Origin of the sequence: Mycobacterium sp. Root265, assembly GCF_001428895.1 — a bacterium.
In the GTDB taxonomy this organism is placed as follows: Bacteria; Actinomycetota; Actinomycetes; order Mycobacteriales; family Mycobacteriaceae; genus Mycobacterium.
In genome coordinates, this window is record NZ_LMJA01000029.1 from 133998 (window position 1) to 152933 (window position 18936).

General features: G+C 65.3%; 23 protein-coding genes. 13 read left to right on the plus strand and 10 right to left on the minus strand.

The window, feature by feature from the left end; translation table 11 throughout:
• Positions 1–45: 45 nt before the first annotated feature.
• Genes ASE48_RS21275 through pknB form a run of 6 tightly spaced genes read left to right on the plus strand, consistent with a single transcriptional unit; the run spans position 46 to position 7978 of the window.
• Complete coding sequence (locus ASE48_RS21275; protein ID WP_057169137.1) at positions 46–513, plus strand: FHA domain-containing protein FhaB/FipA; 468 nt, start codon at positions 46–48, stop codon at positions 511–513.
• Positions 510–2030: a PP2C family protein-serine/threonine phosphatase gene (locus ASE48_RS21280; RefSeq protein ID WP_057169138.1), complete on the plus strand. Its 1521-nt coding sequence runs from the start codon at positions 510–512 to the stop codon at positions 2028–2030. The genes ASE48_RS21275 and ASE48_RS21280 overlap by 4 nt, the downstream gene beginning before the upstream one ends.
• Entirely contained in the window at positions 2027–3448 is a 1422-nt protein-coding gene (locus tag ASE48_RS21285) for an FtsW/RodA/SpoVE family cell cycle protein (protein WP_057169139.1), read from the plus strand. The genes ASE48_RS21280 and ASE48_RS21285 overlap by 4 nt, the downstream gene beginning before the upstream one ends.
• Positions 3445–4920: a D,D-transpeptidase PbpA gene (gene pbpA, locus ASE48_RS21290; protein WP_057169140.1), complete on the plus strand. Its 1476-nt coding sequence runs from the start codon at positions 3445–3447 to the stop codon at positions 4918–4920. The genes ASE48_RS21285 and pbpA overlap by 4 nt, the downstream gene beginning before the upstream one ends.
• On the plus strand, positions 4917–6110 hold the full coding sequence (locus ASE48_RS21295) for a protein kinase domain-containing protein (protein WP_082614330.1): 1194 nt from the start codon (positions 4917–4919) through the stop codon (positions 6108–6110). The genes pbpA and ASE48_RS21295 overlap by 4 nt, the downstream gene beginning before the upstream one ends.
• Entirely contained in the window at positions 6107–7978 is a 1872-nt protein-coding gene (gene pknB, locus ASE48_RS21300; protein ID WP_057169141.1) for a Stk1 family PASTA domain-containing Ser/Thr kinase, read from the plus strand. Before ASE48_RS21295 ends, pknB begins: the two co-directional genes overlap by 4 nt.
• Before the next feature lie 22 nt (positions 7979–8000).
• Here pknB and ASE48_RS21305 read toward each other — a convergent pair whose 3' ends face one another.
• Both ASE48_RS21305 and ASE48_RS21310 read right to left on the minus strand, forming a co-directional pair.
• Positions 8001–8660, minus strand: coding sequence for an aminodeoxychorismate/anthranilate synthase component II (locus ASE48_RS21305; RefSeq protein ID WP_057169142.1), 660 nt, complete (start codon positions 8658–8660; stop codon positions 8001–8003).
• A gap of 26 nt (positions 8661–8686) precedes the next feature.
• Positions 8687–9481: a DUF881 domain-containing protein gene (locus ASE48_RS21310; RefSeq protein WP_057169375.1), complete on the minus strand. Its 795-nt coding sequence runs from the start codon at positions 9479–9481 to the stop codon at positions 8687–8689.
• A gap of 42 nt (positions 9482–9523) precedes the next feature.
• Here ASE48_RS21310 and crgA point away from each other — a divergent pair, with 42 nt between their 5' ends.
• Positions 9524–9805 (plus strand): cell division protein CrgA, encoded by a 282-nt coding sequence (gene crgA, locus ASE48_RS21315; RefSeq protein ID WP_057169143.1) that lies wholly within the window; start codon positions 9524–9526, stop codon positions 9803–9805.
• A gap of 155 nt (positions 9806–9960) precedes the next feature.
• Positions 9961–10374 carry a PH domain-containing protein gene (locus ASE48_RS21320; protein WP_057169376.1) on the plus strand — a complete coding sequence of 138 codons (414 nt, stop codon included), beginning with the start codon at positions 9961–9963 and terminating at the stop codon, positions 10372–10374.
• A 103-nt stretch (positions 10375–10477) separates the two neighbouring features.
• Here the strand turns inward: ASE48_RS21320 and ASE48_RS21325 are convergent, their stop codons facing one another.
• Entirely contained in the window at positions 10478–11014 is a 537-nt protein-coding gene (locus ASE48_RS21325) for a peptidylprolyl isomerase (RefSeq protein WP_200962229.1), read from the minus strand.
• A gap of 56 nt (positions 11015–11070) precedes the next feature.
• Here ASE48_RS21325 and cwsA point away from each other — a divergent pair, with 56 nt between their 5' ends.
• Positions 11071–11496: a cell wall synthesis protein CwsA gene (cwsA, locus tag ASE48_RS21330; RefSeq protein ID WP_057169145.1), complete on the plus strand. Its 426-nt coding sequence runs from the start codon at positions 11071–11073 to the stop codon at positions 11494–11496.
• A 232-nt stretch (positions 11497–11728) separates the two neighbouring features.
• On the opposite strand, the gene ASE48_RS21335 is transcribed toward cwsA, so the two are convergent.
• Positions 11729–12031 (minus strand): hypothetical protein, encoded by a 303-nt coding sequence (locus ASE48_RS21335; protein WP_057169146.1) that lies wholly within the window; start codon positions 12029–12031, stop codon positions 11729–11731.
• A gap of 179 nt (positions 12032–12210) precedes the next feature.
• On the opposite strand from ASE48_RS21335, the gene ASE48_RS33850 reads away from it, so the two are divergent.
• Together ASE48_RS33850 and ASE48_RS21345 are read left to right on the plus strand one after the other, a co-directional pair.
• Positions 12211–12396 carry a plasmid mobilization protein gene (locus ASE48_RS33850; protein WP_057169147.1) on the plus strand — a complete coding sequence of 62 codons (186 nt, stop codon included), beginning with the start codon at positions 12211–12213 and terminating at the stop codon, positions 12394–12396.
• A gap of 155 nt (positions 12397–12551) precedes the next feature.
• Positions 12552–12782, plus strand: a complete 231-nt coding sequence (locus ASE48_RS21345) for a hypothetical protein (protein WP_156409310.1) — start codon at positions 12552–12554, stop codon at positions 12780–12782.
• A 264-nt stretch (positions 12783–13046) separates the two neighbouring features.
• Here ASE48_RS21345 and ASE48_RS21350 read toward each other — a convergent pair whose 3' ends face one another.
• Positions 13047–13922, minus strand: a complete 876-nt coding sequence (locus ASE48_RS21350; protein WP_057169149.1) for a hypothetical protein — start codon at positions 13920–13922, stop codon at positions 13047–13049.
• Positions 13923–13993: 71 nt separating this feature from the next.
• Here ASE48_RS21350 and ASE48_RS33855 point away from each other — a divergent pair, with 71 nt between their 5' ends.
• Positions 13994–14248: a DUF7459 domain-containing protein gene (locus ASE48_RS33855; RefSeq protein ID WP_442928743.1), complete on the plus strand. Its 255-nt coding sequence runs from the start codon at positions 13994–13996 to the stop codon at positions 14246–14248.
• A 26-nt stretch (positions 14249–14274) separates the two neighbouring features.
• Here ASE48_RS33855 and ASE48_RS33515 read toward each other — a convergent pair whose 3' ends face one another.
• From ASE48_RS33515 to ASE48_RS21370, 4 genes are all read right to left on the minus strand, one after another.
• A complete protein-coding gene (locus tag ASE48_RS33515; protein WP_235571415.1) occupies positions 14275–15144 on the minus strand; it encodes a DUF2510 domain-containing protein in 870 nt (289 codons plus the stop codon).
• 257 nt (positions 15145–15401) lie between these two features.
• Complete coding sequence (locus tag ASE48_RS21360) at positions 15402–15602, minus strand: hypothetical protein (protein ID WP_156409311.1); 201 nt, start codon at positions 15600–15602, stop codon at positions 15402–15404.
• Positions 15603–16045: 443 nt separating this feature from the next.
• On the minus strand, positions 16046–16948 hold the full coding sequence (locus ASE48_RS21365; protein WP_156409312.1) for a hypothetical protein: 903 nt from the start codon (positions 16946–16948) through the stop codon (positions 16046–16048).
• 261 nt (positions 16949–17209) lie between these two features.
• Positions 17210–17590, minus strand: a complete 381-nt coding sequence (locus tag ASE48_RS21370; RefSeq protein ID WP_156409313.1) for a hypothetical protein — start codon at positions 17588–17590, stop codon at positions 17210–17212.
• A gap of 517 nt (positions 17591–18107) precedes the next feature.
• Between ASE48_RS21370 and ASE48_RS21375 the strand changes: the two genes are divergently transcribed.
• Positions 18108–18461: a hypothetical protein gene (locus ASE48_RS21375; RefSeq protein ID WP_057169154.1), complete on the plus strand. Its 354-nt coding sequence runs from the start codon at positions 18108–18110 to the stop codon at positions 18459–18461.
• Here ASE48_RS21375 and ASE48_RS21380 read toward each other — a convergent pair.
• Positions 18450–18698, minus strand: a complete 249-nt coding sequence (locus ASE48_RS21380) for a hypothetical protein (protein WP_057169155.1) — start codon at positions 18696–18698, stop codon at positions 18450–18452. The genes ASE48_RS21375 and ASE48_RS21380 overlap by 12 nt on opposite strands.
• Positions 18699–18936 lie beyond the last annotated feature (238 nt).

Here is an 18936-nt window from a genome sequence, read left to right on the forward strand (position 1 = left end):
CGTGACGGCGGAACTCGCACGGAACTGGGACGGAGAGGACGTCGGATGCAGGGGCTAGTACTGCAGCTGACGCGCGTCGGATTTCTGCTGCTGCTGTGGCTGTTCATCTGGTCGGTGCTGCGCATCCTGCGCACCGACATCTATGCGCCCACCGGCGCCGTCATGGTGCGCCGCGGACTCGCGCTCCGCGGGTCACTGCTGCCCAAGGGGGAGCGGCGCCATATCGCCCGGCACCTGGTCGTCACCGAAGGCGCGCTGGCCGGCACCCGCATCACGCTGAGCAGCCAGCCGGTGCTGATCGGCCGTGCCGACGACTCCACCCTGGTGCTCACCGACGATTACGCGTCGACACGGCACGCCAGGCTGTCACCACGGGGGTCGGAATGGTACGTGGAGGACCTAGGATCGACCAACGGCACATACCTTGACAGGGCGAAGGTGACTACGGCGGTAAGGGTTCCGATGGGAACGCCGGTACGAATCGGCAAGACAGTGATCGAGTTGCGCCCGTGACACTCGTGCTCAGATACGCAGCGCGCAGCGACCGGGGTCTGGTGCGCGCCAACAACGAGGACTCGGTGTACGCCGGGGCCCGGCTGCTGGCGCTCGCCGACGGCATGGGCGGCCACGCCGCCGGTGAGGTGGCCTCCCAGCTGGTCATCGCCGCGCTGGCCCATCTCGACGACGACGAGCCCGGCGGCGACCTACTCAACAAACTCAATGTGGCGGTGCACGAGGGCAACTCGGCCATCGCCGCCCATGTGGAGGCCGATCCCGAGCTCGAGGGCATGGGCACCACGCTGACCGCGATCCTGTTCGCCGGTGGCCGGCTCGGGCTGGTGCACATCGGCGACTCCCGTGGCTACCTGATGCGCGACGGTGAGCTGACCCAGATCACCAAGGACGACACCTTCGTCCAGACCCTGGTCGACGAGGGACGCATCACCGCCGAGGAGGCGCACAGCCATCCGCAGCGATCGCTGATCATGCGCGCGCTCACCGGTCACGAGGTCGAGCCGACCCTGATCATGCGCGAGGCCAAGGTCGGCGACCGGTACCTGCTCTGTTCGGACGGACTGTCCGACCCGGTCAGCCACGACACCATCGCCGAGGCACTGCAGATCCCCGATGTGGTCGACGCCGCCGACCGGCTGATCGAACTCGCACTGCGCGGCGGTGGCCCCGACAACGTCACCGTGGTGGTCGCCGACGTCGTGGACTACGACTACGGCCAGACCCAGCCGATCCTGGCCGGTGCCGTCTCCGGCGTGGATGACGACACCATCCCGCCGAACACCGCCGCGGGTCGCGCCTCGGCGTTCAACCCGAAGCGAAACCAGCCGAAAAGGGTTGTCACCCAACCCGAGGAGCAACGACCGCCCCGCTCCAAACGCCGGATGCTGATCGCCGCTGTGGTGGTCCTTCTGGTGGTGGTGGCGGGGCTGACCATCGCCCGCGAGATCATCCGCAACAACTATTACGTCAGCGAGCAGGACGAAACGGTCGCCATCATGCGCGGTGTGCAGACCTCGTTCCTGGGTCTGTCCCTGCAGGAGCCGTTTCTGGTCGGCTGCCTGAACGCCCGAAACGAGTTGTCGCTCATCAGTTTCGGCCAGTCCAAGGGGCCGCTGGACTGCGAGGTGCTGCGCCTGGAGGACATCCGCGAATCCGAGCGCGCCCAGGTCGCCGCCGGCCTGCCCTCCGGTTCACTCGATGACGCGATCCGCCAGATCAACGAACTGGCCCGGACGTCGCTGCTGCCCATCTGCGCGCTGCCGATCCGGACCCCCACCACCACGCCCAGCCCGACCCGGCCGCCGGCCCCCGCGACTCCCCCGCCGCCCACCTCGGGCACACCGCGCCCGGCCACCCCGCCGCCCGCGACCTCGGCCGCGCCTCCGCCGGCCACACCCGCGCCGGAGACCCCGACCACCGCAGCACCGCCGCCGCGCCCGAGCCCTTCCCCCACAGTCACGGCTCTGCCCCCACCACCGCCGGAGCCGGGCACCAACTGCCGGACGGCGTCATGACCTCGTCGACCCAGCCACAGTCACCGGTCTCCGTCACCCCTCCCCTGCCCAATCGGCGCAATTCCGAACTGGCCCTGCTGATTTTCGCCGCGGTGATCACCACCGTGGCGTTGCTGATCGTGGAGGCCAATCAGGAGCAGGGCCTGGACTGGGATCTGGCCCAGTACACCCTGGGCTACCTCGCCCTGTTCGGCGCCGCGCATCTGGCGATCCGGCGCTGGGCGCCCTACGCCGACCCGCTGCTGCTGCCGGTGGTCGCACTGCTGAACGGGCTGGGGCTGGTCATGATTCACCGCCTCGACCTCGCTCAGCGCGAGCTGAGCCTGGACACCGTCGGCGGCAACGCCGACCAGCAGATGCTGTGGACCCTGGTCGGGGTGGCCGCGTTCTGTGCCGTTCTGGCGCTGCTGCGCGACCATCGCATGCTGGCCCGCTACGGCTACACCTGCGGCCTCATCGGCTTTGTGCTGCTTGTCATTCCGGCTCTGCTGCCGAGCCGGTTCTCCGAGCAGAACGGCGCCAAGATCTGGATTCGCTTCGAGGGCTTCTCCATTCAGCCCGCCGAGTTCTCCAAGATCCTGCTGTTGATCTTCTTCGCGGCGGTGCTGGTGTCCAAGCGCGAACTGTTCACCAACGCCGGCAAGCACGTCCTCGGTGTGGACCTGCCGCGCCCGCGTGATCTGGCCCCGCTGCTGGTGGCCTGGATCGCCTCGGTGGGCGTAATGGTCTTCGAAAAGGATTTGGGCACTTCGCTTCTGCTCTACGGCTCGTTCCTGGTGCTGTTGTACGTGGCCACCGACCGGCTGTCCTGGGTGGTCATCGGCCTGGCCCTGTTCGCCGCGGGCAGCGTGGTTGCCTACCAGCTGTTCGGGCACGTCCGGGTGCGGGTGCAGAACTGGCTGGACCCGTTCGCCGACCCGGACGGTGCCGGCTACCAGATGGTTCAGTCGCTGTTCAGCTTCGCCACCGGCGGCATCTTCGGCACCGGCCTGGGCAACGGGCAGCCCGGCACCGTGCCGGCGGCCTCCACCGACTTCATCATCGCCGCGATCGGCGAGGAACTCGGATTGGTCGGTCTCGCAGGCGTTCTCATGCTCTACACCATCCTGATCATCCGGGGGCTGCGCACGGCCCTCGCGGTCCGTGACAGCTTCGGCAAGCTGCTGGCCGCCGGGCTGGCCTCCACACTGGCCATCCAGCTGTTCATCGTCGTCGGCGGGGTCACCAAGTTGATCCCGCTCACCGGGCTCACCACACCGTGGATGTCCTACGGCGGCTCGTCGCTGCTGGCCAACTATGTGCTGCTGGCCATCCTGGTGCGCATCTCGCACGCGGCGCGGCGCCCGATCGACACCACCCGGGCGCCCAACCCGGCGCCCATCGCGGCCGCTTCCACCGAAGTGATCGGCCGCGTATGAACAACTCGCTGCGCCGGCTGTCGGTCGTCTTCATGGCACTGGTGGTCCTGCTGCTGGCCAACGCCACCCTCACCCAGGTGTTCACCGCCGACGGGTACCGCGCCGATCCGCGCAACCAGCGGGTGCTGCTCGACGAGTACTCGCGCCAGCGCGGCCAGATCACCGCAGGCGGTCAGCTGCTGGCCTACTCGGTGTCCACCGACGGCCGGTTCCGTTTCCTGCGCGTCTACCCCAACCCGCAGACCTACGCCCCGGTCACCGGCTTCTACTCACTGGGCTACTCCAGCAGTGGCCTGGAGCGCGCCGAGGATCCCGTGCTCAACGGCTCCGATGAACGGCTGTTCGGCAAGCGGCTGGCCGACTTCTTCACCGGCCGCGACCCGCGCGGCGGCACCGTCGACACCACGGTGCGGCCCGACGTGCAGGAAGCCGCCTGGGACGCCATGGCCGAGGGCTGCGACGGTCCGTGCAAGGGCGCGGTGGTGGCGCTCGAGCCCTCCACCGGCAAGATCCTGGCGATGGTGTCCTCACCGTCCTACGACCCGAACAAGCTGGCCAGCCACGACGGCGCGGTGCAGACGTCCACCTGGGACCAGCTGCGCGACGACCCGAACGCCCCGCTGGTCAACCGTGCCATCGCCGAGACCTACCCCCCGGGCTCCACGTTCAAGGTCATCACCACCGCCGCCGCGCTGCAGTCCGGCAGCACCCCGGACACCCAGCTGACCTCGGCATCGCGCATCCCGCTGCCCGACAGCACCGCCACGTTGGAGAACTACGGCGGCTCGGCCTGCGGCAACGGTCCGACCGCGTCGTTGCGTGAGGCGTTCGCCCGGTCCTGCAACACCGCCTTCGTCGAGCTGGGGCTCGACACCGGCGCCGACAAGCTGAAATCCACCGCGCAGGCGTTCGGCCTGGATTCGCCGCCGGCACCCATCCCGCTGCAGGTCGCGGCGTCCACGGTCGGCCCGATCAGCGACGGCGCGGCGCTGGGCATGTCCAGCATCGGGCAGCGCGATGTCGCGGTGACCCCGCTGCAGAACGCCATGGTGGCCGCGACCATCGCCAACGACGGCGTCACCATGACGCCATATCTGGTCGATACCCTCAAGGGACCGGACCTGTCCAATATCGCCACCACCGCCCCAACCGAACAGCGACGCGCGGTGTCACCGCAGGTCGCGGCTACACTTACCGATCTGATGGTCGGCGCCGAGCAGGTGACACAGCAGAAGGGAGCCATCGCCGGCGTGCAGATCGCATCCAAGACGGGCACAGCCGAGCACGGCACGGATCCCCGCAACACCCCGCCCCACGCCTGGTACATCGCGTTCGCGCCGGCGCAAGCCCCGAAGGTTGCCGTCGCGGTCCTCGTGGAGAATGGCGGAGACCGATTGTCCGCCACCGGCGGCGCAGTGGCCGCCCCGATCGGGCGGGCCACCATCGCCGCCGCACTCCGGGAGGCATCATGACGGCCCGGGTGGGAGTGACGCTGTCCGGCCGGTACCGGCTGCAGCGGCTCATCGCCACCGGCGGTATGGGACAGGTGTGGGAAGGACTCGACACCCGCCTCGGCCGCCAGGTCGCGATCAAGGTTCTCAAGGCCGAGTTCTCCGAGGACTCCGAATTCGTCGAACGGTTCCGCGCCGAGGCGCGCACCGTCGCGATGCTCAACCATCCCGGCATCGCCAGCGTCTACGACTACGGCGAGACCGAGATCGAGGCCGGCGAGGGCCGCACCGCCTACCTCGTGATGGAACTCGTCAACGGTGAGCCGCTGAACTCCGTCATCAAGCGCACCGGACGGCTGTCGCTGCGCCACGCGCTGGACATGCTGGAGCAGACCGGTCGTGCGCTGCAGGTCGCGCACACTGCCGGGCTGGTGCACCGCGACGTCAAACCCGGCAACATCCTGATCACCCCGACCGGCCAGGTGAAGCTCACCGACTTCGGCATCGCCAAGGCCGTGGACGCCGCACCGGTCACCCAGACCGGCATGGTGATGGGCACCGCGCAGTACATCGCGCCCGAACAGGCCCTGGGCCGCGACGCCACCGCCGCCTCCGACGTCTACTCACTCGGTGTGGTCGGCTACGAATCCGTGTCGGGCAAGCGCCCGTTCACCGGTGACGGCGCCCTGACCGTGGCGATGAAGCACATCAAGGAGACCCCGCCGCCGCTGCCGCCGGATCTGCCACCCAACGTGCGCGAGCTCATCGAGATCACGCTGGCCAAGGAGCCCAACCACCGGTACCGCTCGGGTGGTCCGTTCTCCGACGCCGTCGCCGCGGTGCGCGCAGGACGCCGGCCACCGCGCCCGAACTCCGCGCCGACGATCGGACGGGCCGCCCCCGCGGCCATCCCGTCGGTCACCCAGGCACGTGCCGCAGCGGCCGCCGAGTACCGGCCCCCGCCGACGGCCTCGCGCCCGCGGGCCGCCACCGGAAGCCACCGGCCGCCGCCACCGCGCCGGACGTTCTCACCAGGACAGCGGGCCCTGCTGTGGGCCGCCGGTGTGCTCGGGGCGCTGGCGATCATCATCGCCGTGCTGATCGTGGTCAACGCGCAGGACAAGCGGGACCAACCCGCCCAGCAGGAGACCTCCACCAGCACCACCGTCATCGGCGTGCCGCCCGAGCCACCCCCGAGTGAGACGCCATGACCACCCCCCAGCACCTGTCGGACCGTTACGAGCTCGGCGAGATCCTCGGCTTCGGCGGGATGTCGGAGGTCCACATCGCCCGGGACGTGCGACTCCACCGTGACGTCGCGGTCAAGGTGCTGCGGGCCGACCTGGCCCGCGATCCGAGCTTCTACCTCCGGTTCCGGCGCGAGGCGCAGAACGCCGCCGCGCTGAACCACCCGGCCATCGTCGCCGTCTACGACACCGGCGAGGCCGACACCCCCAACGGACCGTTGCCGTACATCGTGATGGAGTACGTGGACGGGGTCACGCTGCGCGACATCGTGCACACCGAGGGTCCGATGGAGCCCAAGCGGGCCATCGAAATCATCGCCGATGCCTGCCAGGCACTGAACTTCAGCCACCAGCACGGCATCATCCACCGCGACGTCAAGCCCGCCAACATCATGATCAGCAAGGCCGGCGCGGTGAAGGTGATGGATTTCGGCATCGCCCGCGCGCTGGCCGACAGCGGTAACAGCGTCACCCAGACCGCGGCGGTCATCGGCACCGCGCAGTACCTGTCCCCCGAGCAGGCCCGCGGCGAGTCCGTCGACGCCCGCTCCGACGTGTACTCCCTGGGCTGCGTTCTCTACGAAATCCTCACCGGCGAGCCACCTTTCGTCGGTGACTCACCGGTGGCGGTGGCTTACCAACACGTCCGCGAGGACCCGGTGCCGCCGTCCACCCGGCACGCAGGCCTGTCCCCCGGCCTGGACGCGGTGGTGCTCAAGGCGCTGTCGAAGAACCCGGAGAACCGCTACCAGAGCGCCGCCGAGATGCGCACCGACCTGATCCGGGTGCACAGCGGCGAAGCGCCGGAGGCGCCAAAGATCTTCACCGATGCCGAACGCACCAACATCCTGACCAATACCGGTCCGCACGCCCGCGCGCTGCCCACCGAGCACATCCCGGCCGCCGGCTACTCGCAGTCGGCTGGCAATGGATCGATCGGCCGCTGGCTCATCGCGGTCGCGGTGCTGGCCGTGCTGACCGTCGTGGTGACCATCGCGATCAACGCCTTCGGCAACAGCCCGCGCGATGTGCAGGTTCCCGATGTGACCGGCCAGGTGTCCGCGGATGCCATCGCCGCCCTGCAGAACCGGGGCTTCAAGACCCGCACCTCGTTGAAGACAAGTTCCACCGTTCCTCCCGACCACGTCATCGACACCGACCCATCCGCCGACACCGCGGTCGCGGCGGGTGACGAGATCACCATCAACGTCTCCGGCGGACCGGAGCAGCGCGCAGTGCCCGATGTCCGCGGGTTCTCCCTGGCCGATGCCACCCGCAAGATGCTCGACGCCGGATTCGGCCGGGTGCAGCCGTCGGAATCGGAGTCCACCCCCGAGCTCAAGGGCAAGGTGCTGGGCACCAACCCACCGGCCAACGCGACCTCGGCGATCACCAACGTCATCACCATCATCGTCGGTACCGGTCCGGGCAGCGTGGTCGTGCCCGACTGCGTGGGGCAGTCCGTGGACACCTGCCGCCAGATCCTGACCGCGTCGGGCTTTGTGAACACGGTGCCCGTGGAGGTGGATGACACCGCACCGGCCGGCCAGGTCGTGGGCCTGAATCCGCCGCCGGGTCAGCCCGCACCCAAGGATGCCGTGGTGCAGATGCAGGTATCGCGCGGCAACCAGTTCCTGATGCCGAACCTGTCCGGCCAGTTCTGGGTCGACGCCGAGCCCAACCTCCGCGCGCTGGGATGGACCGGGGTGCTCATCAAGGGCGCCAACGTCGACAACAGCGGTCAGCGCTCCAACGCGGTGGTGACCCAGAGCCCGGCCCCGGGTACCGGGGTGGGCTACCGGGACTCCATCACGATCAGTTTCGCTTCCTGAAGCGGAATGTGACCGGAAAGTCCTAGGCCCGAGCGGTGGCCGCCCGGACCGTGTCGGCGACTTCGGTTTCCAGCTTGCGGACCAGACCCTCATCGGGTGCCGCGCCGCAGTAGCCGAGCCAGTTGGCCAACATCCGGTGACCGCCCTCGGTGAGGATCGATTCGGGGTGGAACTGCACCCCGTGGATCGGCAACTCGGTGTGCCGGACCGCCATGATGACGCCGCTGTCGGTGCGGCCGGTGGCCTCCAGCACCTCGGGCAGGGTCTCGGGCAAGATGGTCAACGAGTGGTAGCGGGTCGCCGTGAACGGCTCCGGAAGTCCTTGCAGCACACCGGCATCGATGTGATGGACGACGCTGGTCTTACCGTGCAGCAGTTCTGGGGCGCGGTCGACGGTGCCGCCGAAGGCCACCCCGATGGCCTGGTGCCCGAGGCAGACGCCGAGCAGCGGGGTGCGCGCCTTCGCGCACGCCTCCACCAGCGCGATCGACGCGCCGGCCCGCTCGGGGGTGCCGGGGCCGGGGGAGAGCAGGATGCCGTCGAACTCCGCGGCGATCGCATCCGGATCTGAGAGCCGGGCGTCATCGTTGCGCCACACCTGTGCGTCCATGCCGAGCTGGCCCAGGTACTGGACCAGGTTGAACACGAAGCTGTCGTAGTTGTCGACGACCAGAACCTGCATGCGATCAGGCTACTGGCCTGCGCACTCTAATATCCGAGCGGACCGAGGGGCTTGGCGTAACGCATCCGCACCGGCGCAGTGTGGCCCACCAGCTCCACCTGGTCGCGGACCTGTTCGGAGTAGCCGAGCTCGAACCGCACCACGTACTGCTTGTACAGCGTCACCAGCGGCGCCGCGGCCAGCGCGGCCTGCATGGCCGGTACGTCGCCGACGGCGGTGACGACGTAGGGCGGGCTGTAGGTGCGCCCGTTGAGCAGCAAGGTGTTTCCGACGCACAGCGGCGCCGATGTCGCGACGATGCGTTGATCCTGCATCTGGATGCCCTCGGCGCCGGCACTCCACAGTGCGTTGAGCACCGCCTGGATGTCCTGCTGATGCACCACCAGGTCGTCGGGGGCGGCATCGATGGGGAAGCGGCCGTCGGCATCGCGCTGGGCGTCGTTCAGGGTGATCACCAGGCCGGGCCCGCGCAGCGGATCCAGTCCGGCCTGCTCGGCCAGGGTGTCCGAACGGCGGGTGATGGCGGCCAGCGCGGCATCGGCGCCGGGGGAGCCGCCGTGGTGGTGGTCGATCGTGGAGACCATCTCATCGCGCCGGGCGGTCAGGCGGTCCACGCTCGCGCCGGCTTCACGCACGAGGTCGACCAGGCGGGGGGAGTCGCTGCGGCGGATCTCGTCGCCGCCGGAGACACCGTGGGTGGTGGAGAGCAGGAGTCCGGCGAAGACGCACACGAGGGGGACACCGAATCGCCACAGCGACCGGCGCCGGTTGGAATTCCCGGCGGCGGGCGCGGCTGCGTTAGGCTCAGGTTTCTGATCCATGTTCGAGTCCCGGCCGTTCTCCATCGTCTTCAAAGGTTAACCATGCCCAAGTCCAAAGTCCGTAAGAAGAACGACTTCACCATCAACCCGGTGAGCCGGACCCCGGTCAAGGTCAAGGCCGGCCCGTCGAGCGTGTGGTTCGTGGTGCTGTTCGTTGGTCTGATGCTGGTGGGCCTGCTGTGGCTGTTGGTCTTCCAGCTGGGCGCGACCGGCCTGGACGCCCCGACCTGGCTCGGCTGGATGGCGGATCTGGGCCCTTGGAACTACGCGATCGCTTTTGCCTTCATGATCACCGGACTGTTGCTCACCATGCGGTGGCGCTGACGCCCGCGTGGCCCATTTTGAATTCAAAACTGCTGTCATGCGTTACCCGTACCGCAACCTGGTCGTAACCCAATCACACCGTTGTGATTCATCCCCATTGTGGATAGCGCCTGTGGATAACTTCAAAGCCCCCGGTGAGACGGTGTCCTGACGTGATCCAGCAAACTAGTTGGGCTCCCAAAACTATCGGCATCGTGTGGATCGGAATCATCGGTGTCGCGATGGCACTGGTGGCTGTGACTGTGGTCACAGACCTTCCCGGACGTGTCCTGGGAGGCGTTGCCGCACTGGGTTTGATGCTGTTTGCAACAGCTTCCTGGCGCGCACGTCCGAAACTGGCAATCACCGGAGCCGGTCTGGAGATCCGCGGCTGGCTGAACACCCGGGTGCTGGCGAAGGACGACATCACCCTGATCCGGATCACCGAATTCCGCCGGTTGGCGCGCAAGGTGCGCCTGCTGGAGATCGACACGGCCGATGACCGGCTGTATGTGTTCACCCGGTGGGACCTGGGGACCAACCCGCTGCAGGTGCTCGACGCGCTCACCGAAGCCGGCTACGCACGCTAGAAGGTCCCGCGAGCGTGCGTGTCTGTCGCCGGACACACCGCTCCGATCCCAAAGAAAACGCACGCTCGCCGACAATCGGCGAACGTGCGTTTCAGGGTTTACGTCAGGAGATGGTGACGGATTCGATCACGACGGGCTCGTTGGGCCGGTCACTGCGATCGACCGCCGTGGTGGCGATGGCGTCGACGACCTTCTGCGATTCGGGATCGACGACCTCGCCGAAGATGGTGTGCTTGCGGTTCAGGTGCGGCGTGGGGCCGACCGTGATGAAGAACTGCGAGCCGTTGGTGCCCGGTCCGGCGTTGGCCATGGCCAGCAGGTAGGGCTTGTCGAACTGCAGTTCGGGGTGGAACTCGTCGGCGAACTGGTAGCCCGGGCCGCCACGGCCGGTGCCGGTCGGGTCCCCGCCCTGGATCATGAAGCCGTCGATGACCCGGTGGAACACTGCGCCGTCGTAGAACGGGCCCGACGTGCTGCCGGAAGCGTTCTCGGTGCTGTAGTCCTTGGTGCCGTTGGACAGGCCGGTGAAGTTCGAGACCGTCTTGGGGGCATGGTTGCCGAAGAGGGCAATCTTGATGTCGCCACGGTTGGTGTGCAGCGTCGCGGTCGCTGTCTGAATGGGGCTCGTCACGGAATCCAGTCTGCCATTCGCGGTTCGGCGGCCGCCTCCGGCCCCACGCGAATAGGCTTGCCGTCATGAGTGCGAAGACGACCACCGCCCGGTTGACGCCCCGCGAGCGGTTCGCCCGCGGCCTGAAGTATTCGACTGTGGGCCCGTATGACATCACCAGGGGAGCGGTGGGGATCACCGCTGGCACCATCGGCTCGTCGGCAGGCTGGCTGCGCGACCAGTACCGCAGCGGCAAGCTCCGCGAGGAGCTGGAGACCGCCCAGGACGTGGTGGCCGGTGAGCTCGCCGCGGCCCAGGAGGTCATCGCCAACCTGCCCCAGGCGTTCCAGGAGGCGCGGCGCTCGAAGCGTCGTCCGCGACCGATCGTGCTCGTCGCCGCCGGGGTGGGCGTGCTGGCCGTCGGGGCCGTGACGTTCTCCATCGTGCGGCGCTCGATGCGCCCCGAGCCGTCCGCGCTGCCGCCGAGCGTCGAGGTGACCCCGAGGCCCTAGGCGCGTGGCAAAGATTGGCGCACAAACGGTTTCACACCACGTGCGGGACTGAGAGATTTGTGTGGAGCCTAGGAGATTCGAACTCCTGACATCTGCCTTGCAAAGGCGAATCTTGTTGCTTTTCAACGGGTTAGGGGACACGCGAAATGCGCTTACTCGTCACTGTGGCTAACGTGACTTATCTGTAACTGTGGGCAGATTGTGGGCAGCGAATGGGCATGAAGTTATCTAGCTAGTTGTTCGGGAGCTTTGGTGCTGTGTAGGCGCCGAGGTCGTCTGCCAGGGCTGCGTAGTTCTGACGCTGGACCAGGAGAGAGTTACGGAGGCGTTCGTTCTCCCTCTCTAACTGCTCAATCTGAGAGTAGGCGGCATCGCTAGCCTCCAGCGACATGAGCGTTTCGCCCAGTTCGTTCAGGCCTACAAGAAGTTCCTCAACCCGATCTCGCAGGTATCTGTACAGCGAGGCCTGGGTGATGCGCCGGATCCCTTCCGGCGACAGGAGCTCCAGGCGGTCTTCGTCGATCAGGCGTCGCACCGTCGATTCACTCTGCTTTGTCAGCCCAGCAGCTTCTCGGACTGTGTAGCTGGTTTGCATCGGCGGCCCGCCTCGACACTGCTGTCAAAAACCTGTCAAATGGCGGTTTAACCGCCTGCTCACCGCTATCCTTTCAGATAACCGGTAAATGACAGCCGTGTGGTTCTGGAGGCACTCTCATGCTTAATGCTCAAACCCAACAGGACGACCGACCTAAGCGCTCTGAACAGCGCCAGAGAACTGCGCTGGTAGCGCTGCGGATGTTGCCGGCAGAGCGCGATGCGCTGCACGCTGCTGCTCAGGCACGAGGGATCAGCATCTCGGAGCTGGTCCGGACGAGCGTGCTCGCAGAGATCCAGTCATAACCGGATACCACCGACAGCGAAGCTTTCACTTGACTGTTTTTCCGGCCTCTAGGCGGTATAACCGCGTGTCGGAGGCGGTATAACCGCCGAGTCATGCGAAGGTACTTCTCAGACGGGCTGACCGACGCCCGCCGATGGGAATGCGAGGTCGTCAGATGGCTTGGTGGACAAAGATTCCGAATCCTGTTCGACAACTCATGGCGCTGTCCGAGTCGGGTATCCGGATGGTCAAGGACCAGCTATACCCGGACCTAGACGCCGCCGACGTCGTAGTTGTCGTGAACTTCAACTACTCGTCCGACGTTGTCGACAAGGAACCGACGGACCCTGAGTCCGGTAACGGGCCTAAGCCGTGGCGTGGTCTCTGCGGATACGACACCGCCTAGCCGGATCCGTCGAGGGTCGTGCAGCACACGAGTCAGATCCCTTACCCAACCGCTTGGCGGCGTGTCGGCCCCATCCCTACCGGCGGCTGTTGTCTTCCCGCTCGATCTCCTTGATCCGTTCAGCAAGAACGGCATCATCTGGGTACAGTTCGCGAAGGCGCTTGTCATAGTGCTGCTCGGCCTCTTCGCGGGTCATTGGCGTAACTTTCATCTGCCTCACCCTCTCTTCGGCGGGTCTAGTCCCAGCCTCTGTATGCAACCATCCTAGAACTTGCCTACGTCATCCCTGGTCAAACGCGCGGTTCGTACCGCAATCGCTTCAATGTCTTCACCTTGCAGAATGCTCTGGGAGTCAGGGCCGGCGTAGGCGGTCGCAAGACAGTCGACGGATAAGACCCCGAGCTGCTCACCCTTATGAGGGGTCACCATCGGAACCGCGAGTATCTCGCCGTACTTATCAATGGTCTGGATGAACTCTTCGCGGTTCATGCCCCGCTTCTGATCGTCCTGCAGATCGGCAAACTGGGCCTCGCTGGGATACTGACCATTCTTCCCCCAGGTCGCTGCATCGGCTCGACGATCGTGGTGTACCGCTACGTTCGACTGCCAGCACACACCTATAGCGCCCTTGCCCTTCGTCCAACGCACGTTCGATTCGTTCGGGCTGTCACTTAGCCGCAGCCTGACGATTCGAACCAGACGTTTCTCAGACCACGGGATCACTCCACACCACAAGAACCAGACCCGAGAGATCTTGAAAACGCTTACACCTAAGTCGAATACGTGGATGCCTTCCCGGATATCCGATAGTGCGACAAGCGCACTGAACATGGGCCTGTAAAGCCGGGCGCGTGCAGCGTTCCGTTCCCGGGCGTCGTACTTGAACTTGATCAGACGGACGTTGTCGAACAGCGCGACCAAGCCGACGCCACAGGCTGCCCAGACCGCGACCATCGGGTCCCAATCGACGACCTTCTTTTCGATCAGAACGTTAAGAACGAGTAGCGCAAAACCAGCGAAGGCATAGAGGATGCGATACCCCAGCGCCAAACGTTCCCACACCGGCCTGGCCCCCGTCTTCTTCGTAGCGTCAGGGGGTACTACATCACTAATTTCCAGATTGAGCAGGGAACTGAGCATCGTCCGATCGGACGACATCTGGTTTCAGTGGTTTTCTGGCCACTTCACCCCCTCCAAGTACAACTGTGTCTATGACAACAACATGTGAGCACCGCCAGGTCCTTAACGCCACGTGGGAGTGCAGGGACTGTGGCACCAAGATGGTCGCTCAGCGGAGAGAACCTCAGCACCTCACATCGGGATCCTCGCCGGACGCGCGGACCTTCCTGGAGGGGTTCCACGTGCGCTACGACTGCGACCGCTGCAACTCCGTCGAGACACCCGGCTGCGGCCGTACTCACATTGGCGAGTACCTCAACGCCGCCGGCAAGTCACGCCGCGACTGAAGAGACGCTTAGCGCCTCGGGCATACCTAGCTGATGTAGACGATCAGCGGGTCGCCCTGTGGATTCGTTCCCGTGCAGCGCTGCGCCGTCGACCAGGCGTCCGTGTCCGCCGCGGCGCAACGCATCGTGTACAGCCTGCCCGTGACGGGACTGTAGGCCGTGACTACTGAGCCCGGTTGGCCGTACCAGGCTCGGCGGACGTTGTCCGCGAACGCGCAACTAGTCTCAGCCGAGGCGACGCCGGTCAGACCGGATGGGCACAGCCTGAAGTTCTCGACCTCGCCCGGGCTCAAGACTGGAGGCGGCGGGGGCGGCGGTACTCGTGGTGGCGGCGGCGCGGGTGGCGAGGGCCGACTTTCCTCTGCGAACGCGAACGCCCCGGGCGGGGTCTCCCACAACACGTTCTCGTCGTCGGCCGTGACGTCGACGGGAACGTCATGCTCGGTGTCGTCCGCCGCCTTCACGGTCGCGATGCCCTTGTACTCGTTGCCGGACTTGTGAACCAGCAGGACCTCAACCACGGTCAGGCCCTTGAGGTCCGGGTCATCGTCCAGCGTCCGCTGCATCGCCCTCTCTACCTCGCCCGCCACCGCTTCAGTTGGGGCCGGCGTCGGGCTCGCCGCGGTAGTGGTCGGTACGGCCGTCGGCGTTGCTTGCGGGGCATCCGAGGGTGTCCGTGTCATAACGAATGCCGCTGAGCCGACGGCAATCGCGGCGGTGGCGGCCAGTCCGACCCACACGGGCCAGTTACGCCGGGGCTTCTCCACCCGCGGCGGCGGGGGCTCGGGGAACTCCTGGGGCTCTGGCTGGATTGCGCCATCCCACTGGGTGCCATCCCAATAGCGGGCACCATGGCCGCCCAATGGATCGGGATACCAGCCTGGGGGGTTTGTCATGCCAATACCGCTGCCGTAACTACAACGACGCCCCAGGCGTGGTGCTGAATGACATGTGAGTTATACATTTCTGCTGCTCACCCCCGGGTTATATCAGAGACGGTAGTTAGTGCCGCTTGCCTCGGCAATACCGGCGCGGTACGCCAGTCTGCTGAGCAAGCTGCATTCGGGGCCCACCGGATGCCCGATCTCTTCGGAAACGCCTAGCTGACGATGTCTCAACCCCTATGCCGACATCGGTTGTCCGGCAGGTTCACTCAGCGGTATTGCTCCGGTACCGCAGAGGGGCAGATGGCTAAAGGAACTTCGAAGTACACGTCTGGATACGTCACCGGGTAGCCGTTGTCGTTCTTCGCGGCCCAGCACCCGGATGCCCCGGCTTGCGCGGCCATGCCCATCATGTAGCGAGGGTTGCCGATTTGCCAGTCCAGGACTCCTATCCTGGTCAGGTCCGTCACCCCTTTATCCCGAGCATCCTGCACCGTCTTGCATGTGAAGTTCGAGGCCCACTGGACCCCTCCTGGCTCAATCAGTGCGTATGCCTCTTCAAATGGGTAGGCATCCATTACGTTGCCGCTCCGAGTATCCGCCGGCGTCGCCTCCCACAGCTCAAGCCAAGCAGCGCGCGCATCCGCTGCCGAAGGGTTCGGCCCTTCGTAGGCGGCGCAACCCTCAACCTTCGGGGCCGCTACAGGTCGCGATTCCGAGCCATCGGAGGCAGTGCTTTCGGAAGCTGAACTGCTGCTTGGACTCTCTCCGCCACAGCCCGCCAGCATACTAGGCAAGATCAGCACTACGGCCAGAGCCCAAATTGCCGGTAGCCGAGAAAAACCACGCATTCCGCAGAAACCCTTCGATAGCGTATGTCGATCATCTTCAGCTGATACAAGCCGCGCGGCTCTCAGATCCAGGCCCATATCTCGTAGTACGCCGGAGGGCGGAGTGCGTTCACCCCAATCTGTTTCGGCTCTCCGCCCTGCGCCTGGACAAGAAACAGTTTGTTGTTCCCAGTTTTGAATACAACTTCGGACTTGTCTGGGCTGATGGCGAGTGAGTCGATGCCGAAGCTGCTGTTCGGCGTAATCGGAACTTTGGGGGCGTTGGCATCACACGAGTCAGCACGCACTATTTGATCGGGATTATTCGATATCGATACTACCGGAGGCACGCACGTATTCGGCGGATTCAATCCCAGTGTCCCATCGGCTAATTCACCGAAGCTCATGTCCCCGCCGCTGTCGACGCGCCCAACGAATTCGCCATTTCCTGTTTGGCCTGGAGGCACTCGGAAGTACTCGAAGAAGTGTTCGGCGTTGCCCATCGTCCCGTGCTCGACTTCGTAGTAGAAGTTGTCGTGATTGTCGAAGCCGATGGAACTCGGAGCTGTGGGCAGCCCGAAGTCGGATCGCGTGCTGTCGGGTCCTACTTGCACGAAGTCGCCGTTGGAGGTGGCCCACCCCGCTTGCGAATCGCCTCGTGATCCGTCGGTGACCGCAATGCGGTCGAAAGTCGTGGAGAACTGTAACGGGTCGGTGAGGCAACTGCCCATATGGTTCGGAAAGGTGGCGACGTGCGTCACGGTCTCGCTCGTGACGTTGAGCGACTCGAGTGTGCACTGGGTTGCATCGTCTTCGTCTGTGCCCCAAAGCAGCACGCCTGCAATCGGCTCCGCGGGCTGCGGAACCGACGTTGTGGTCGATGGAACTGACGGGTCTGAAGCTAATACTGATGTCGTCGTCGCTTCATTGGTCTCTGACTGCCCGGAGTCCGATGCCCCGCAAGCACTTAGGGCCAACGCCAGCACTGCGCAACCTAACGTCAAACCTCGCACAGAACAATCTCCCTATCTCGGATGTCTTACCGGACCCATTCATCCCGACGTTCGGCCGACTCCGAATTCGAGTCGGACGATCTATTTAGTTACCACACCTCCAGTAGCCACCCACGCCATTCTTCGCACTTACGTGGGGATCTCACGGCGGATACCCGTCATTCGAGGCCCTGGCCGAGACAGCCTGCGTGCTGGTCGTCGTCGTCAGTAGCGGCGGGCGTGGTGGACGTCGACCTACGACCCAAAGACTCTGGCCGCCACGAGATTGCCAGCGCATCCCATGAACACCTCTTTGGCGAGACCGGCGGGACCCCAGAACAGTCCGATCACGCCCATCATGATGCCTTCGCCGCAGCTCTTGAAGAACTTGCTTGCGCCAGCGTTGGGTATGCGGGGTCCGCCGATGTAGTACGGCGCACCATAAAGGTTGCAGCCGTTGCCTTTAACGCCCTTACCGGACGGTGCCTTGATGATGCAGTTTTTCGCGAACATCCCCTTCGGTGCCGCAGCGGCGACCGGCGGGCTGGCGACCTCTATCGCGGTGACCGTGCCGAGGCTAACAAACAAGGTGATGACCAAAGCCAACAAGCGATGACGCACCGAGGTGAATGCCACAAAGATTCCCTTCCCCCTGAGCGCCTTTGCGCTCTCAGGAGATAAATAGCATCTTCACAGCTAGCCGTCCACCGCAACAGGTGTCAATTATTGCTGTCGCGGCGAATGTCGTCCGAACGGGCTACAAACAACAGCAGACCGCCCGCACTTATCAGAGTTGCGGGCGGTCTTGGCCAGATGGTCCAGGCTGCTTACGAGCAGCCCACGGGGCCGGTTGGGTCGCCGGGAGAACGGAGTACAAATCGATGTCGACCCCCCGACTGCGCTACGCGTTCGCAATCACTAAGGGCGCCCAAACGCTGGGCTCGGTTGCGCCGGATGGCGAATCTGGACTCACCGCGAGGACACTTACATCGCGGCAAAAGGCAACCCCTGGAAAGCCTCGCTACATTTCGATGCTTCATGGCGCGTAGCTGTCACGAGTGAGCACGTCGCATCTGGGAAGTTGCCGATCGTGCCTGGAGGGCGCGCCACGTCCTGGGAATTCGAGCCCACCTCATTCGAACACGGGGGAAGAATGGTATTCGCCATCGCAGTGCCACGGAACAGCCTGATCCCCGTCAAGCCCAACCCGGCCGAAATAGTCATCGAAATGGTCGACAGTTGGGATCGCCTAACGGTCCTATACGTATGGATGACCGAACCTCAAATCAACTTGCAGACACACCGGGGCATCGTCAACGGTCCGCTTTACCTTAAAAGCGGCCGTCAGGTGTGGGTGACGGCACGTGAGGAATTTGTCGACCCATACCCACCCGAGCCGGTGCCAACAGGTCAGTTGGTCGAGCCGAGATGGCCCGGCGAACATGACGTCACCGCACCCGGATTCATGGTGCGCGGCGTAAACATAGCGGGCGACCTACGCACCTGACTTACGGAAGCGGTCAGCATCGAAAGCAACCACCGTGCCCGACTTCTCCTGCGACTCCGGCTTAACCGCCCGTAGCCGAAGGATTTCAGCCTTAGTCCGCTCCAGCGCAGGGTTGAGGTTCGCCCGCAACTGCGGCATGGCCTCGAAAGTCTCCGCCAACAGCCGATACCGAATCTCGGCCTCCGCAAGCTCATCCTTGGCCTCCATAGCGGCGCTCAGAGACGCATATTCAGGCATTCAGGCCACCTTTCGACACGAGGGGGTAGGGGGTGTCACACACACGTCGCGACCCCACCGAGCGGTCCTGGCTGGTGGGGGTCACGGGGACCCTAGCCCCATACCTGCAGTTCAGAGGCATGATGGTGGTGTGCGGCGGCGGGCGCAGGAACTTCTCGGCGTCGTCTGAAGTGCCATCGTGAAAGCCCTTGCCCGGGTGGAAAGGATGCACTGGGGTTTGACGCCTGCCGCCGCTGGT